The sequence below is a fragment of the Microvirga soli genome (genome assembly GCF_016734765.1).
Taxonomy (GTDB): Bacteria; Pseudomonadota; Alphaproteobacteria; order Rhizobiales; family Beijerinckiaceae; genus Microvirga; species Microvirga soli.
This window is the reverse complement of the sequence record NZ_JAERQE010000003.1, coordinates 247,759-262,579: the sequence shown is the minus strand read 5'-3', so window position 1 is coordinate 262,579 and position 14,821 is coordinate 247,759. Positions and strand designations below refer to the sequence as shown.

Sequence of the window (14,821 nt, the reverse complement as noted above, 5' to 3'; positions counted from 1 at the left end):
CGAGCGTTCCGCCTTCGACGTCCGGCAGGCCAAAGGCGAAGGAAGCTGGTGATGTCGAGCGACAGGGCAGAAGCAACGATCGAAACAGCGATTGCAAGGCATGTCGCCAGCACGTTCGAGCGCCAGGGACAGGGAGCCACCGTCACTCGGATCCGCCGCCGCATCACGGAAACCTTCGACCCGACCGCTCTCCAGACCAGTCAGGACAACCAACCTCCGGCTCTCGTTGCTCTCCACCGCCGGATCGTCGCGGCCTTTGCGCCGAAAGAGCGAGCTTACGACACCCCGGATCGTTTCTCCGATATTGCGGCACTCAAGGGCGTCCTTGAGCGGCAGCGCGGCTCCCGGACGGTCGATCATCAAAAGCACCTGTTCGAATACGCCAAGAGCCAGCTCATGATAGAACGGCAGCAGCTGTTCATGAGAAACGAGTTCACCGAAGGCTTCGGGCGCATCGAGGCATGGATCCTATCGATCGCCTTCCTCACCCTCGTGCTCCTGAACGTCATCAGCATTCTCTGGGCAATGCCGCTCTTGGCGCTGAGCATCGGCCGAGCCTGGCATCTCGACAGGCAGTGCAAGCGCCGCATTGGAAAGATGGCAGAGATCGATGCCTTGATCGAGAGGATCGACCATGCCCCTGAGGGGCAACGATCTTAAGATCGGCTGAGAACAGCCGACGCGATTGCAATGTCCTGAACGGCAAGTCCTGAGAACGTCGAGACCGTCACCTGCTCGGCGGCCGTTCGCCCATTGACTGCACTGGAAACGATTTCACCGATCTCGACGATTCCGCTCATCGCTGCGTCATCGGCCCGGTAGGCGTGCCAGAGCTCTCCTCTTGACCGGCCCTGCGCCCGGCTGTCCGTCACGACGAGATCAGCTTGCCTGATGATCGATGCATCAAGCTCCTGCTTGTCGGCACTGTCGGCGCCGATGCACGCGATGTGGGTGGCGGGCTGAATGTCGCTCCATTGCAGGAGTGGCTCCGAGCTTGCGGTTGCGGTGACGATCAGGTGGCAGCGGGATGCGACCTCGGCCGGCGAACGCGCAGCCTCTACGAGGAACCCTCTATCGCGCATCCGCCGGGCATAAGCTTCTCCCCTCTCCCGATTGCGTCCCCAGAACACGATGTTTCGACACGGCCGCACCGCCTGGAGCAGTTGAACTTGAAGTTCAGCCTGAATTCCGGTGCCGAGCACGCCGATAGCCTCGATCTGCTCAGGCGCAAGGTATTTGGCCGCAACGGCTCCTGCGGCGGCCGTGCGCAGATCCGTCAGGCGCCCGTGATCGTTGAGCACGGCGGCCAACTGTCCCGTATCCTTTCTGAAGACGAGCAGCAGGCCGTCGCTGCTGCTCAAGCCATGTGCAGGATTGTTCCAGAAGCCGGATGCGATCTTGACCACATAAGTATCGCCGGACTTCAGGTAGCCATACTTGATGTGGACCTCACCCGGCGGATCCTCGAACAGGAGTTCACCCGGCGGTGGAACCACCGCCTCGCCGCGGGAGAAGGCTGCGAAAGCGCCTTCCATGAGGCGTACGAGGTCGAGCCCTTTCAGACGCTGCTCGATTTGCGATGCATCGAGAAAGGTGATCGAACCAGCATCCGTCATGACTGTCGCCCTTGACCGTTCAGGACAGAGAAAATCTTGTCCCGATCGAAATTCGCTCCACAGAGCACGACGACGTTGTTTTGACCTCTGCAGCTTTCTGCGACCTTGAGGAACCCGGCCAGCGCGAGAGCCGCCGCACCTTCCACGATCTGGTTCTCCTTGTAAACCAGATCCCGGAGAGCACTGGCGATCTCGGCCTCCGTGCAGGTGACGACCTCGTCGACGACCGCGACGGCAAGGGGTAGCGTGATGCTGTCCTCATCCATCCCGCCTGCAACGCCATCCGCAAGCGTGTCGCGATGCTCGGTCTCGACAACACGTCCGGCAATCATGGATGCCGCAAGAGCCGCCGAGTTCTGGGCCGCCACGCCGTATATCCGCGTTCCGAGACTGAAGCTCTTGAGCACGGCCCCGATGCCGCCGATTAGCCCGCCGCCTCCCATGGCGATGAAGATGTTGTCGATCCTCTCCGCCTGCTCGAGCAGTTCGAGTCCGATGGTCCCCTGCCCTGCAACGATTTCGGGGTCGTTGTAGGGAGACACATAGACGAGACCGCGGGCCGCCGCCTCTTCCTGCGCGTGAAGCTCCGCCAATCCGCTCTCCGCGCCATGCAGAACGACGTTCACATTGAAGGAACGAATCCGTTCGAGCTTGGCCTGCGCTACGGTTTCGGGCAGCACGACGGTGAGTGCCTGACCAATGGATGCAGCGGCCTGCGCCGAGGCAATGCCATGGTTGCCGGATGAGGCCGTGATGACCTCGCGGTCGACGCCAAGCGACGTCATCTTGCTTGCTGCGCCTCGGATCTTGAAGGATCCGGTGAGCTGGAAGTTCTCGGCCTTGAAGTATAACGACGAGCCTGTCTCCCGACCGATCTGCCGCGATGGAAGCAAGGGTGTCTCGTAAATATGATTGCGGATCCGCTGGCGCGCCTGCACTGATCGGGCGGCGGCCTCAAGAACGATGCTGATCATGGCGTTTCTCCATGTGTCGGCTGCGCAGGGCTCGACTGCCTCATTCGATACGCTCTCTCTGAGAGCCTTGCAAAGATGGCAGCAGAGCATTCGATCATCCTGACGAACTGATCGATGATGATGTTCTCATTGGGCGAGTGGAGCATGGCGCCATGATGGGTCAGGCCGAGGCCGACGATCTCTGCGCCCAGCTGCTCGACGAAAGGATGGGCGGTGCCCGACGCCGGGGAGCTGGGCTGCACGATGGCCGGCTGGCCAAAACACTCTTCGAGAACCGCCTTCGCATCCTGAACGAACCAGTGATCGGCTGCTGATCGTACCGGCTTCACATTGGCATCGTGAACGATGAGTTCGATGTCCCCGAAGCCATGTTTGTCGAGATGAGCGCGCAGAAGCGCAACGATGCGCTGCGGGTCCTGATCGGGCACGAGCCGGAGGTCGATCTTGACCGCACCTTCCGCCGGCAGGACGGTCTTTGCGCCCTCGCCCGCATAGCCCCCGGAGAAGCCATTGACGTTCATGCAAGGCTCAAAGTTGACGGCGCGATAAAAGTTTGCGGCATCGATCCCGTCGAGAAGCCGCTGCGCGCCAGTGGCATCCATCAGGCTGTCGAGGGAGTATGGAGGAGCCGAGGCCAGCTCATTATCGCTGGGAGCGGGCTGCCGGACGGCATCGTAGAAGCCGTCGATCAGGATCCGCCCCGTTCCGTCGCGCAGCGATGCCGTTGCGGCTGCAAGCCTCCACAGCGGATTGTCGAAGACGGCGCCCAGACTCGAATGCATGTCCGCCTGGGCCGTTCTGGCGCGCAGCTCGACGGCCATCACGCCTTTGAAGCCGCAGAGAATGATCGGCCGCCCGCTTGCGTCGACCTCGCCATATTCCCACCAGCAGACATCCACCGCCTCGCCGTCGAGGCGCCGCTTCAGGAACGCTTCCAGCGAAGGACTGCCGATCTCCTCCTCGCCGTCGACAAGCCAGATGAGCCTGAACGGCAAGGGGCCGGGATGATGTTCCCGAAACAGGCGCCAGCCTGCGAGCCGGCTGATGAATTCGCCCTTGTCGTCGGCAACGCCGCGTCCGTACCAGCGCCCATCGCGCTCGGACATCTCGAAGGGAGGGGAATGCCAGAGCGACACCGGATCTTCGGGCTGAACATCGTAGTGATTGTAGATCATCACCGTCAGAGGGCCGCTGCCGATCTCGCCGATGACGAAGGGACCTACGTCTCCCTGTTGGATTTCCGTATCGAAGCCCGCCTCAGCGAGCAGGTCGCGAACAGCCTCGGCGCACTCGACGAGTTTCTCTCCACGCGCGCTGACCGATGGAATGGCGACGAGACGGCGAAGATCTTCGCTTGCCTTCAACAGATTGGCGTGTGGCAGCATCACGTTGAACTCGCTTCAAGCCAGATCGCGACGCGCCAGAAAGCTGTCGAGCCGGGCGAGGCCCTCCACGAGATGCTCCGTCTTCACACCGATGCCGACACGGATATGGTTCTCGATCCCGAACCAGCTTCCGGCCACGACGAACACACTTTCTTCTTCCCGGAACGCATTGGACAAATCCTCGGAGGACATGTCGAAATCATAATGCAGGAAGGCCATGCCACCGGCTGCTGGGCGCTGCCAGGACCAGCGATTTTGCTTTTCGATCCAGCGCTGGACGATGTCCGCATTCTCGCGCAGCAAAGCCCGCCCCCGCGCCAGAATGCGCTCGCGGTTCTCCGGTGCCATCACGGCGGCAGCAACGATCTGGCTGAGGATTCCGCTGCCGATGGTGGTGTAGTCCTGCCGCTTGGCAGCCTCCTCAGCGACGACTTCAGGTCCGACGATCCAGCCGAGACGTAGGCCCGGGCAGGCGAAAGATTTCGACAGGCTGCTGGTGACGATGACGCGGTCGTAGCTGCCATAAAACGTTTCCGTCTCAGCCCCATCGATCTCGCCTCCGCGATAGATCTCGTCGACCATGAGCCAAGCTCCTGCCTCGCGCGCGGTCTCCAGCAGAAGCTCGCGGCTACGGGGCGAGAGAACGGCGCCTGTCGGATTGCCGGGATTGGTCACGGCAATCAGCTTCACGCCGCCGCTCACTTCCTGCGCGAGCGCATTCGGATCGATCTGCCATCCTTGATCGGCCATGAGAGGCAGCCGCTGAACATTCATGCCGAGAGCGCGCCCGAGGCCATCAACCTGCATGAAGTTGGGAACCGGGAAGAGAACCTTGTCGCCCGGATTCACCATGGCCATCAGGGCGATCATCGTGGCCTCCGAAGAGCCGTTGGTCACCAGCACGTTGGAGGGCGATGCACCCGGATACCAGCTTGCGATCGCGGATCTCAGATCCGGCCGTCCGTCGGTCCAGCCATAGCCGAGCGGCAGCCGCAGGAGCGCCTGCGCGGCGTCCGCCGGCATGATCTCCTCGATGGTGCAGGGATGTACGCCGCTCTCGGTCAGATTGATCTCGACGCCGTTCTCAAACAGCGTTTGGTTCCGTTCCATGAGAAAGGTATCGAACTGCACGATGGCTCCAATGCGGGAATGACAGCGCTCCGGCGCTGAATGAACCCGGACCATGGCAGAGGAAGTTTTGAACCGTCAAGTCTAAATTGGACTTTCTTGTCCAAATCCATGATGCTACAGAACCTCAAAAGCCTTGCTCAGCCTTGCGGAGATCCCATGAAAATCGAAGAGTTCACGCTGGAGCGCATTCAGTCGCTGTATGAGAACACGGTCGAGTACAACCTGTCCGACAGCGGGGTGCATCCCTATTCCCTGCGTGAACTCCTGACACCTGCCCAGCAGGAGCAGCTGCTCGACGTGGAACTCGGTTACGGCTGGACGAACGGGCGCGTCGAGCTGCGGCAGGCCATTGCCAAGTTGTACCGCGAGCGCACCGCCGACGAAGTGATTGTCACCAACGGTTCGGCCGAAGCCAACTTCCTGCTCGTCATGTCGCTCTTGGAGCCGGGCGACGAACTCGTCGTCTTCGTTCCGAACTACCTGCAGATCTGGGGGTGGGCCCGTGCCATCGGCGTGACCGTCAAGGAGGTTGTTCTCCGCGAAGAGCTGGGATGGACTCCCGATCTCGACGACGTGCGAAAGGCCGTGTCGTCCCGCACGAAGATGATGACGATCTGCAACCCCAACAATCCGACGGGCAGCGTTCTATCGCGCGAGACGATGGACGGGCTGGTGGCGATTGCCCGCGAGCATGGGATCTACCTGCATGCTGACGAGGTCTACAAAGGAGCGGAGCTGGAGCAGGATGAGCCTCCGAGCTTCGCCGATCTTTACGAGAAGGCCATCATCACCAGCGGCCTCTCGAAGGCGGTGGCGCTTCCCGGTCTGCGCATCGGCTGGCTCGTCGGACCCGCGCAGGAGATCTACGCCTCATGGCAGAGCAAGGACTACACGTCGATCACGACAGGTGCCGTCAGCGAGTTCGTGGCCGAGATCGTCGTGGAACCGGCAAAGCGGCAGGAAATTCTTTCACGCAGCAAGCGCATCCTGCGCGAAAATCTCGCTCTCCTGCAGCGCTGGGTCGATGAGAACAGCGACCTGTTCTCGTTCGTGCCACCCAAGGCCGGCGGCATGGCGTTCATCCGCTATGCCATGCCCATGAACTCCACGGAGCTGGTGCATCGTCTGCGCGAGGAGCGCAGCATCATGCTGCTGCCGGGCGATGTCTATGGCATGGATCGCTACATCCGGATCGGCATCGGTGCCCCGGCCCATCATCTGGAGGCGGGCCTTCAACGCCTTGCAGCCTTCGTACGCGCGGAGCTGTCATGACACAGGCGCAGAAGGCGTCTGCAACCACGAGCCTCGCACCGGAGCTGGCCGCCTATGCTCCGGTGTGCGACGCCATTGCCCTGCTCTTCCAGCCCTATGCGGAAGTGGTGCTGCACGATCTTTCGACGGAGACCGTTGTTCACCTGTCGAACCCATTCTCCAAGCGGGAGCTCGGCGAACCGTCTCTTCTGCATGAGATCGATTTCAAACCCTCCGACGTGATCATCGGCCCCTATGAGAAGGTGAACTGGGACGGGCGGCGCATCAAATCGGTCAGCGCCGTTCTTCGTGCAGGCCCCAAGTCCGTCGGCATTCTCTGCATCAACGTGGATGTGTCCCATTTTCATGCGGTGATGCAGACGCTGTCCGCCCTCGTGGCGGTTCCCCAATCGGCCGAAAAGCCTGCCTCCCTATTCAAGGAAGACTGGCACGAGCGCATCAACGAGTACATCCAGAGCTGGACCCGTGAACGCGGGCTCTCCATCGCGGAAATGACCCGCCTTCAGAAGCAGCAGCTCGTGGCCGATCTGGCCGGTGACGGCGCCTTCGGCGGACGCAATGCGGCGGCCTACATCTCGCGGATTCTCGGCCTGGGCCGCGCCACCGTCTACAACTACCTTCGCAGGAAGGATCAGGCCTGAAGCGGGAGGAGCGCGTCGCGCACAGCCCGCCAGCTCGCCTCATCGGGCGCGCTGATGAGGCCGCCACTCCGGTTGGCCGGACGATAGGCGGAGCCGTCGAAATGCGCCGTGTAGCCGCCGGCTTCACGATGAATCAGCCAGCCGGCTGCATGATCCCACGGCATGACACTGGACGAGAATGAGAAGTGCAGGTGACCCGCGGCGATGAGCCGATAGGTATGCGCCGAGCACCGAAGATCCGCTGCCATCGCGACCTTCGGGAGGTTCCCCGTCACCACGGGGCGCATGCTCTCGGGCAGATAGCGCCAGGAGACGTTGCCGGCCATCTCTGCGAGCGGGACGGCGGGCGAGACCTGGAGGGGAGAGGTGCTGCCGTCTGGACGCTGGATCCAAGCTCCCTCACCACGAACGGCCATTGCCCAATCATCGGAGATGGGATCCAGAATCACTCCGCACACAACCTCCCCCTTCATCACCACGGCGGCCATGACGCCGAACAGGGGGAGCCCGGAGGCAAAGTTGAGCGTGCCGTCGACGGGATCGAGGATAAAGGCGAGCTCAGCATCGTCCAGTCCGTCGAGCAGTCCGGGATTGCCGCTCACCCCCTCTTCTCCAACCACGAGGGCCGAGGGGAACAGACGCTGAAGTTCCGCCTCGATCATCCGCTCGGCCGCTTCGTCCGCATCCGTCACAAGGTCGAGATGTGAGGTCTTGGTTCGAACGGCACCGGCGGACAAATTCCGGAACCTCGGCAGGATCTCCGTCTGCGCGGCGGCCCTGAGAAGGTCCGCGACAATCATGGCGTCGGATCGGGAGAAATTCATGAGAGTGTTCACCTAAATCATCTCGAGCGGACGCTTGCGTTTCGGCGCCGGAAACTCGGCATCGATGGCCGCCAAGTCCTCGGGAGTCAATCGTATCTCCAAGGCCTTGTGGTTCTCCCGCACATGTTCGGCACTGGATGCCTTCGGAATGGCAATCACACCCGACCTGTTCAAAAGCCATGCCAGAGCGATCTGGAATGGGCTTACCTCATGCCTTAGCGCGATGGCCTGCAGCGCACCACCTCGAGGAAGCCTTCCCTGCTCGATGGGGCTGTAGGCCATCAACGGCATGTTGCGTGCTGCCATCCAGGGGATAAGATCGAACTCGGGCCCTCGCCGCGTCACATTGTAGAGAACCTGGTTGGTGGCGCAGTTCTCGCCTGCTGGGACGCCGAGCAATTCCTCCATGTCGTCTGCATCGAAGTTGCTGACGCCCCAATGGCGGATCTTGCCGGACCGGCGAAGCTCCTCGAAGCCGGCGACCGTCTCCTCCAGCGGCACATTCCCTCGCCAATGCAGGAGGTAGAGATCGAGCCGATCCGTCTTCAGCCGCCGGAGGCTGCGCTCGCAGGCTTGGATCACACCCTGGCGGCTTGCATTGTGAGGGTAGACTTTGCTGACGAGGAAAATGCGCTCCCGCTCTCCAGCCAGAGCCTCGGCGACCAACTCCTCGGCAGCCCCTTCCCCATACATCTCGGCCGTGTCGATGAGGGTCAATCCGAGATCGACCCCGAGCCGCAAAGCCTCGATCTCCTGCGCCCGGCGGTCAGCCCTTTCGGCCATCTGCCAAGTCCCCTGCCCGAGCGTGGGAATGCTTTCGCCGTTCGGCAAGGTGACGGTTGGGTTCATTGTCAGCTCTCCTGGGGCAATCGCCTCTATAATTCGGTTTGGAACCAGCCCGCATCCGCATAGATCAGCGATGCCACGAGGAGCCTTCAGAGAAGATCCGTTACTGCAGACGGGGAGTCTTCATGAAGCGGCCCCTGTCCCCCGACCGGATCGTCACATCGAACCTGTCGCCTTCCCGCTCAAGGGTAAGCGGAACATCGACCCCGGCCGGACCCAGGGCCCATATGGCCCGGTAGAACTCCGCCAGCGAGGTCACGCTCTGCTCTCCAACCGCATGAATCTGATCGCCGGCGCGCAGGCCAGCCCGCTGAGCCGGGGCATCACCAGCAAGGCCGATGATCGTGAGCTCGTCGTCCTCGGCTTCCGCCACATAGAAGCCGAGCCAGGGTCGCGGCTCGTGCTTGACGCGCCCGGCAGTCAGGAGGTCATCGAGGATGGGCTTCAGGAGATCGATGGGCACGCTCATGTTGAGGGGCACGACGGTTCCGCCGGAGGCCTGGTGCTGCAGCTGGAGCGAGCCGATGCCCATGAGATCGCCGCGCGGGCCGATCAACGCCGTTCCGCCCCAGTTGGGATGAGCCGGCGCGGTGAAGATGGCACTGTCGATCAGGTACTCCCAATAACCTGCAAATTCCTGGCAGGCGACGACCTGGGCTGCGAGGGAATGGATCTGCCCGCCGCTGCCCCCTACCACGACTTGGTCTCCCGGCTTCAGGCGCCGGGAATCCCCAAGGGCCAGCACAGGCACGCCGAGAGGCTCGAGCGCCTGCACCAAGCCGAAGCCGCTCTCATAGTCGTAGGCGATCACATGCGCCTGTACGACCCGCCCCCGGTTGGTGGTGAGCCAGACCTCCTCGGCTTCTGCGATGAGATATCCAATCGTCACGACGAGGCCATCGTCCCTGATGACCACGCCCTGCCCTGCCCGCTCGACCCCGAGGGTCTCGGCAGTAAAAGCATCCTCGGGAACACGCGCCCGTAGGGAAACCACAGCCGACAAAGCATTCTTCAGATCGTAGTCGAGAAGCCTTGGATCGGGCTGAAATTCAGGAGGGATTTCCCATTCGTCGGGTGGTTGCATCAAAAACTCCCCGGACTCTCCGCCGAGAGCCTGCACCCTTTCAACATGGCAGGAAAAACCATCCCTTCAACAGCCCTCCGCCTTTTTGACGCACAAAAAGCCGTGTTCCTGGGACAGGTTGGACTGAGTCCGGGACGTCGCTTCGATCCCGGAACGAGAGGTATAGTCGTGCCCCAAAAAGGGAGGAGCGGGGTCGCCTAGGCGCTCTCCAAGGCCCTGACCGGAGGCGTTTCCGGCTCGACCCACTGCACCTGTTCTTGGCGTCTCTCCAGCATCCTGATGGCATGTCTGGCATAGAGGCGAAACTCATGCTTCAGGCTACGGGAGGCGTCCTCCCAAGCTCCTGTCTCTTGCCGAGCGGCAAAAAACGCTCGGGCAATATGCTCGACCTCAAGATCCACCTGGTCCACCTTTGCCCCCACGGAGAAACCATTGCGTCTCTCACGGCACACGGAACGATGCCGCTGCGTCAATCGCCAAGGTGTCTGATTTGCAGGGACGTGTCTGTATCCAAAAAGACACGGCCCGGGAGCTTTGAAGAAGAAGGGAATGTAGCCGCCGCGTGACGGTTTATGCCGCCTGAGCCTTTGTGAGGAAGTGATCGATATCCTGCTTCAGTCGTTGCAATTGCTGATCCAAAGTCTGCTTGGCATTCGACACTTGGTAAGCCGCAGATGCAGCGGAGGCCGTCGATCCTGACAGAGCCTCGATGCTGCGCACCACCGCATGGGTATGATCGGTCGTCTGGTTGACGTTCACGGCAATCTCAGAGGTGACAGCGGCCTGCTCCTCGACCGCAGCGGCGATCGCTGTCGCTATGCCGCTTAAATCGTCCATGATGCGCCCGATGTCGTCGATGTCGGAGACGCTTTGCCGGGTTGCCTCCTGAATGGCGCCGATGCGCGAGGCGATCTCCGTCGTAGCCTTGGCAGTCTGGTTCGCCAGGGTCTTGACCTCCTGGGCCACCACAGCAAAGCCCTTGCCCATCTCTCCAGCGCGTGCTGCTTCGATGGTGGCATTCAGGGCGAGCAGGTTGGTTTGAGCGGCAATCCTCTCGATGAGATCGACCACGTCACCGATCTGCCGAGCTTGCTCTGCCAGTCCGTTGACCGTGTCCTTCGTCCGCCGGGAGCTCTGCAATGCATGCCGGGCGACATCGGCGGAGCGGCTGGCCTGCTGGCCGATTTCGCGAACGGATGAAGCGAGCTGTTCCGTAGCCGCCGCACCGGACTGCATGTTGGATGCGCTCTGCTCCGCGGCGCTCGTCACTTGATTGGCAAGGCTGCTGGCATCAGCCGTGGCAGCGTCGAGAGCAGCAGCACTTTCAGAGAAAGCTCCACTCGCCACACCTGAAATCTGCAGGCTTTCCTGAACTGCACCGGAAAACGAAGCAACAGCCTGCGCCAGCATCTCGCCCTTCTTCTGTCGCTCCTGGACGAAGGCATCCTGGTACACGGAGATCGCAAAATCCATGTCCAGCATAACGGCCCGGTTCACGACCATGAGCTTACGGGCCAGCAGCGCTCCGTTGAAACGGTGCTTTTTCGAGAGCGCAGTCGCCAACTCGTTCAGGATGAAGGCATAGCCGCCGATGTACCACCGAGGTTCAAGGCCGATCTTGTTATGAATGAGGCCGATGCGATGAATGCCTTCGACGTAGGAGGCGTCGAAACTGCCGCTGAAAAGGCGCCTCCAATGTTGCAGCTGAGCCGATACGAGGCGCGATTGCTGCGCTCCGATCATCTTTGACAGCTGCGGCTGCCGGTGCATGTGCTCATAGAACCGTTCAAGGATTGCGGGCAGAACCGGATGAATATCCTGCCAGACCGCGCGCAACTCCTTTCGAACGTTTTCATCAACGCCAATAAATAGAAGCCGCTCTGCAACCGCTATATCGTTGTGCAATACACCTACTCCAATCAATGGAGGAGCTTTATCCATCTAGGCTTGAGTGAAGCTTGCAAATCACCTCATCGGCTCTAGTGAAGGGTGATCTTGTAATCCGTCTTGAGGGTCTGTTTCGCCAATCTGCAACCAAGACCAGCATGATGCGTTAATCATAGCAGTTGTGGGGCTACAACATGATCGCTAAAGCAACAAAGTTTCTTTACTCGCTGAAGGCTGACAGATCCGCACCGCGGTACCTCAGCAATACTCCTTCACTTCCGGCCGATATCCAGGATCATCTGGGCCGGATGTTGAGAGCAGAGTATTACGAACGCAGCGACAAGCCGCGGTTCCTGGGGGACCCTGCGCTCCCGCTCGAATTCGATCCCTATCTCCAGCGTCTGGATCAGAAAGAGAGAGATCTGAGATCCTCGATGATCGGTGAAAAGGGAAGGCATGCCGTCGCTGCCGCTCTTCTAGGAGCCCATGCCTAAAGCGCTGTCTGGATGGCCTATAGCCGATATGGGTTGCGCATATTCAACACCACGGCCAGTCTCGGTTGCCGGAGCCTGACAGACATCTTTCAGATGACTTGTTCCCAGCTCCTTCTCTCGTGGTTGGAACTGAGACTTCTAGAGGATTGTGGAACTCTCTTCATGGATGAGCACTTCAAAAGCCATGAGAGCCATTAGCGGCAAAGCCGTTCTGAGGCAGGCATTCAGACATTTGGAGCATGAAGTGCCCGGCAAAGTCGCACGGGTGCTCCGAAACCTTCGCCATCCAGCGGCCAAGTGGATCAGGTTGCCCGTCGGCGTCCTCTTCGTTATCGGAGGGATATTCTCGATCCTACCCCTCCTCGGGATATGGATGCTGCCCTTGGGTCTGCTGCTGATGGCCTACGACATCCCTTTCCTGCAAAAGCCCGTCGGTCGTTTTACGATATGGGCCGTTCGCAAATGGGCCCTGCTCCGACAGCGGCTTTTTCCAGGGCGCCCTCACTCATAAGCGGGATCGGCAAAGACCATGGTTCGAAGTCTTATCGATCCGGCAGAACACCCCCGAGTTCGTCCTCAATGTAAATCGAAATGATCTCCTCGAAAGTTTTCTCTGCCTGAAAGCCCAGACTTTCGGCTCTGCGGGCGTCGAAGCGCTTGGGCCAGCCCTCGACAAAACGCACGATGTTCGGATCGATCTCGTGGCGGATCCGGGCAACGCAACGCTCGCCGGCGATCCTCTTGAGTGCATCGATCTGCTCCGCAACCGTCACCGATACGCTCGGCATCGTCAGATTACGGCGCGGTCCAACCTGCGACAGGTCGAGGGTTGCCGCGTGTATGAGGAAATTGACGGCAGATCGAGGCGAAGCGTGAGAATGACGTACATCCAGCGGTACCGGCAAAATAGCCTCATGTCCGTTCAAAGGCTCCCGAATGATGCCTGAGAAGAACCCAGATGCGGCCTTGTTGGGCTTGCCGGGACGCACGCAGATGGTCGGCAGACGAATTCCGATTCCGTCGAAGAAGCCACGCCGTGAATAGTCGGCCAGCAGCAGTTCGCCGATGGCCTTCTGCGTGCCATAGCTCGTGAGAGGCGTCAGGAAGAACTCGTCGCCGATGGCCTCCGGGAAAGGCGCCCCAAACACAGCGATGGACGACGTAAAGACCAGCCGCGGCCGATACCCGTCTCCGACATGCCGAATGGCATCGACGAGGAACCGGGTTCCATCCAGATTGATCCGGTAACCTTTTTCCAGATCGGATTCCGCCTCACCGGACACGATTGCTGCCAGATGAAATATGACATCTGGGCGGCTTGCCACCAGGCGCTCCGCCTCTCCTGAAATGGAGAAATCGGACGCCAGGGCATCAATGGCGAACGGTGCCTCAGGGCGCTCCGGCTCGACCACATCATGAAGAACGAGACGTGTGATCTCCTGGGCGCCAAGACGACGCTCTTTCACCAGGCGCTCGACGAGCTTGCGGCCGACCATTCCGGCTGCTCCGAGGATGAGGATCTGCATCGTTCGAAATCCTTTTCAGAAGGCCGAATCTGGCTCTGGTGAATTCATATCTGGATAGCAGAAACGTATGTGGCGCCGCTCGGCAGCGGCGCCACATTGCTTAGAAGCGGATGATTACTTTCCCCGAACCTTCGTCAGCTCGTCCTGCATCATCTTCACGGTCTCCGGACCAATGGTTGCCGCATGCTTTTCCCAGACGCTCTTGGCCTGCTCACGCATCCGATTCGCTTCCTGAGCATTCAGCTCGTTCACCACGGTGCCTTCGCCCTTGATCTTGTTGAGCGAGGCTTCCGAGAGTTCGCGGGAGACTTTGCGCTGCTCATCACGAGACACGACGGCACAATCGCGCAAAGCGGCCTGCTCGTCCTTCGACAATCCGTCCCACAGCTTCTTGGAGTAGAGAACAAGGAACGGCGTATAGGCATGACGGGTAACCGACAGGTACTTCTGCACCTCATAGAACTTGGAGGTGTCGATGGTCACGAAGGGGTTCTCCTGACCGTCGATGGCTTTGGTCTCCAGTGCGGTGAACACCTCGCCGAAAGCCATCGGGACGGCATTGGCCCCTAAGGTCTTAAAGGTGTCGAGGAACACGTTGTTCTGCATCACGCGAACTTTGAGCCCCTTGAAGTCTTCCCACTTCTCGACCGGGCGGCGCGAGTTGGTGAGGTTGCGGAACCCGTTCTCCCAATAGGCCAGATTGACGAGGCCGACGGACTCGAGCTTCGCGTCGATGTGCTTGCCGAAGTTGCCGTCGAGAACCGCATCGGCCTCCTTCTCATTGGCGAAAAGGAACGGCAGATCGAAGACGCCGAGATCCGGCAGGATGCCGATCAGCGGGGAGCTCGAGGTGACGACCATTTCCTGCGTGCCGGAGCGAAGGGCTTGGGTCGCCTGAAGATCGCCGCCGAGGGCATTGCCCCAGAAGCCCTGAACCTTCAGCTTTCCGCCCGACTTGTCGGTCAGGCATGCCTTGAACTTCTCGACGCCCTTGCCATTGGGGTGATCCTCGTTCACGCCGTTGGAGAGACGGATGTTGCGTTCCGTGAACTGCGCATAGGCCGGAACAGCCGCAAGGATGGTTGCTGCAACACCTGCAGCAAGGGTGAATTTGAACGCTTTCATGGTTGTTTCCTCTCTC

The 14,821-nt window shown here is 60.6% G+C and carries 14 protein-coding genes; 4 read left to right on the top strand and 10 right to left on the bottom strand.

Annotated elements, in window-relative coordinates; all coding sequences use genetic code 11:
- Positions 1–51: 51 nt before the first annotated feature.
- Positions 52–660 carry a hypothetical protein gene (locus JKL45_RS04940; protein WP_201860000.1) on the top strand — a complete coding sequence of 203 codons (609 nt, stop codon included), beginning with the start codon at positions 52–54 and terminating at the stop codon, positions 658–660.
- On the opposite strand, the gene JKL45_RS04935 is transcribed toward JKL45_RS04940, so the two are convergent.
- From JKL45_RS04935 to JKL45_RS04920, 4 genes are read right to left on the bottom strand one after another with little or no spacing between them, the layout of a single operon-like run.
- Positions 657–1,616: a Rossmann-fold NAD(P)-binding domain-containing protein gene (locus JKL45_RS04935; protein ID WP_201859999.1), complete on the bottom strand. Its 960-nt coding sequence runs from the start codon at positions 1,614–1,616 to the stop codon at positions 657–659. The two genes, JKL45_RS04940 and JKL45_RS04935, sit on opposite strands and share 4 nt — an antisense overlap.
- On the bottom strand, positions 1,613–2,590 hold the full coding sequence (locus JKL45_RS04930; protein WP_201859998.1) for a pyridoxal-phosphate dependent enzyme: 978 nt from the start codon (positions 2,588–2,590) through the stop codon (positions 1,613–1,615). The genes JKL45_RS04935 and JKL45_RS04930 overlap by 4 nt, the downstream gene beginning before the upstream one ends.
- Positions 2,587–3,975, bottom strand: a complete 1,389-nt coding sequence (locus JKL45_RS04925; RefSeq protein ID WP_201860085.1) for a M20/M25/M40 family metallo-hydrolase — start codon at positions 3,973–3,975, stop codon at positions 2,587–2,589. Before JKL45_RS04925 ends, JKL45_RS04930 begins: the two co-directional genes overlap by 4 nt.
- 15 nt (positions 3,976–3,990) lie before the next feature.
- Positions 3,991–5,106 (bottom strand): aminotransferase class I/II-fold pyridoxal phosphate-dependent enzyme, encoded by a 1,116-nt coding sequence (locus tag JKL45_RS04920; protein WP_201859997.1) that lies wholly within the window; start codon positions 5,104–5,106, stop codon positions 3,991–3,993.
- Positions 5,107–5,262: 156 nt separating this feature from the next.
- Here JKL45_RS04920 and JKL45_RS04915 point away from each other — a divergent pair, with 156 nt between their 5' ends.
- Complete coding sequence (locus JKL45_RS04915) at positions 5,263–6,378, top strand: aminotransferase class I/II-fold pyridoxal phosphate-dependent enzyme (RefSeq protein ID WP_201859996.1); 1,116 nt, start codon at positions 5,263–5,265, stop codon at positions 6,376–6,378.
- Complete coding sequence (locus tag JKL45_RS04910; RefSeq protein ID WP_201859995.1) at positions 6,375–7,019, top strand: helix-turn-helix transcriptional regulator; 645 nt, start codon at positions 6,375–6,377, stop codon at positions 7,017–7,019. The genes JKL45_RS04915 and JKL45_RS04910 overlap by 4 nt, the downstream gene beginning before the upstream one ends.
- On the opposite strand, the gene JKL45_RS04905 is transcribed toward JKL45_RS04910, so the two are convergent.
- From JKL45_RS04905 to JKL45_RS04890, 4 genes are all read right to left on the bottom strand, one after another.
- A complete protein-coding gene (locus tag JKL45_RS04905) occupies positions 7,010–7,843 on the bottom strand; it encodes an inositol monophosphatase family protein (RefSeq protein ID WP_201859994.1) in 834 nt (277 codons plus the stop codon). The genes JKL45_RS04910 and JKL45_RS04905 overlap by 10 nt on opposite strands.
- A 12-nt stretch (positions 7,844–7,855) precedes the next feature.
- Positions 7,856–8,692: an aldo/keto reductase gene (locus JKL45_RS04900; RefSeq protein WP_201859993.1), complete on the bottom strand. Its 837-nt coding sequence runs from the start codon at positions 8,690–8,692 to the stop codon at positions 7,856–7,858.
- A gap of 100 nt (positions 8,693–8,792) precedes the next feature.
- Positions 8,793–9,773, bottom strand: coding sequence for a S1C family serine protease (locus tag JKL45_RS04895; RefSeq protein WP_201859992.1), 981 nt, complete (start codon positions 9,771–9,773; stop codon positions 8,793–8,795).
- 570 nt (positions 9,774–10,343) lie between these two features.
- Complete coding sequence (locus tag JKL45_RS04890) at positions 10,344–11,678, bottom strand: globin-coupled sensor protein (RefSeq protein WP_246498305.1); 1,335 nt, start codon at positions 11,676–11,678, stop codon at positions 10,344–10,346.
- A gap of 176 nt (positions 11,679–11,854) precedes the next feature.
- On the opposite strand from JKL45_RS04890, the gene JKL45_RS04885 reads away from it, so the two are divergent.
- On the top strand, positions 11,855–12,154 hold the full coding sequence (locus JKL45_RS04885) for a hypothetical protein (protein WP_201859990.1): 300 nt from the start codon (positions 11,855–11,857) through the stop codon (positions 12,152–12,154).
- A 542-nt stretch (positions 12,155–12,696) separates the two neighbouring features.
- Here the strand turns inward: JKL45_RS04885 and denD are convergent.
- Both denD and JKL45_RS04875 read right to left on the bottom strand, forming a co-directional pair.
- Complete coding sequence (denD, locus tag JKL45_RS04880) at positions 12,697–13,680, bottom strand: D-erythronate dehydrogenase (RefSeq protein ID WP_201859989.1); 984 nt, start codon at positions 13,678–13,680, stop codon at positions 12,697–12,699.
- Between the two features lie 114 nt (positions 13,681–13,794).
- Positions 13,795–14,805 carry a TRAP transporter substrate-binding protein gene (locus JKL45_RS04875; protein ID WP_201859988.1) on the bottom strand — a complete coding sequence of 337 codons (1,011 nt, stop codon included), beginning with the start codon at positions 14,803–14,805 and terminating at the stop codon, positions 13,795–13,797.
- Positions 14,806–14,821 lie beyond the last annotated feature (16 nt).

Bases quoted from the DNA above. Each gene is read 5' to 3' on its own strand.
- JKL45_RS04930 (WP_201859998.1), bottom strand. From the start codon at position 2,590: ATGATCAGCATCGTTCTTGAGGCCGCCGCCCGATCAGTGCAGGCGCGC.
- JKL45_RS04885 (WP_201859990.1), top strand. From the start codon at position 11,855: ATGATCGCTAAAGCAACAAAGTTTCTTTACTCGCTGAAGGCTGACAGA.
- JKL45_RS04905 (WP_201859994.1), bottom strand. From the start codon at position 7,843: ATGAATTTCTCCCGATCCGACGCCATGATTGTCGCGGACCTTCTCAGG.
- JKL45_RS04900 (WP_201859993.1), bottom strand. From the start codon at position 8,692: ATGAACCCAACCGTCACCTTGCCGAACGGCGAAAGCATTCCCACGCTC.
- JKL45_RS04935 (WP_201859999.1), bottom strand. From the start codon at position 1,616: ATGACGGATGCTGGTTCGATCACCTTTCTCGATGCATCGCAAATCGAG.
- JKL45_RS04875 (WP_201859988.1), bottom strand. From the start codon at position 14,805: ATGAAAGCGTTCAAATTCACCCTTGCTGCAGGTGTTGCAGCAACCATC.
- JKL45_RS04910 (WP_201859995.1), top strand. From the start codon at position 6,375: ATGACACAGGCGCAGAAGGCGTCTGCAACCACGAGCCTCGCACCGGAG.
- JKL45_RS04940 (WP_201860000.1), top strand. From the start codon at position 52: ATGTCGAGCGACAGGGCAGAAGCAACGATCGAAACAGCGATTGCAAGG.
- JKL45_RS04895 (WP_201859992.1), bottom strand. From the start codon at position 9,773: ATGCAACCACCCGACGAATGGGAAATCCCTCCTGAATTTCAGCCCGAT.
- JKL45_RS04915 (WP_201859996.1), top strand. From the start codon at position 5,263: ATGAAAATCGAAGAGTTCACGCTGGAGCGCATTCAGTCGCTGTATGAG.
- JKL45_RS04925 (WP_201860085.1), bottom strand. From the start codon at position 3,975: ATGCTGCCACACGCCAATCTGTTGAAGGCAAGCGAAGATCTTCGCCGT.
- denD (WP_201859989.1), bottom strand. From the start codon at position 13,680: ATGCAGATCCTCATCCTCGGAGCAGCCGGAATGGTCGGCCGCAAGCTC.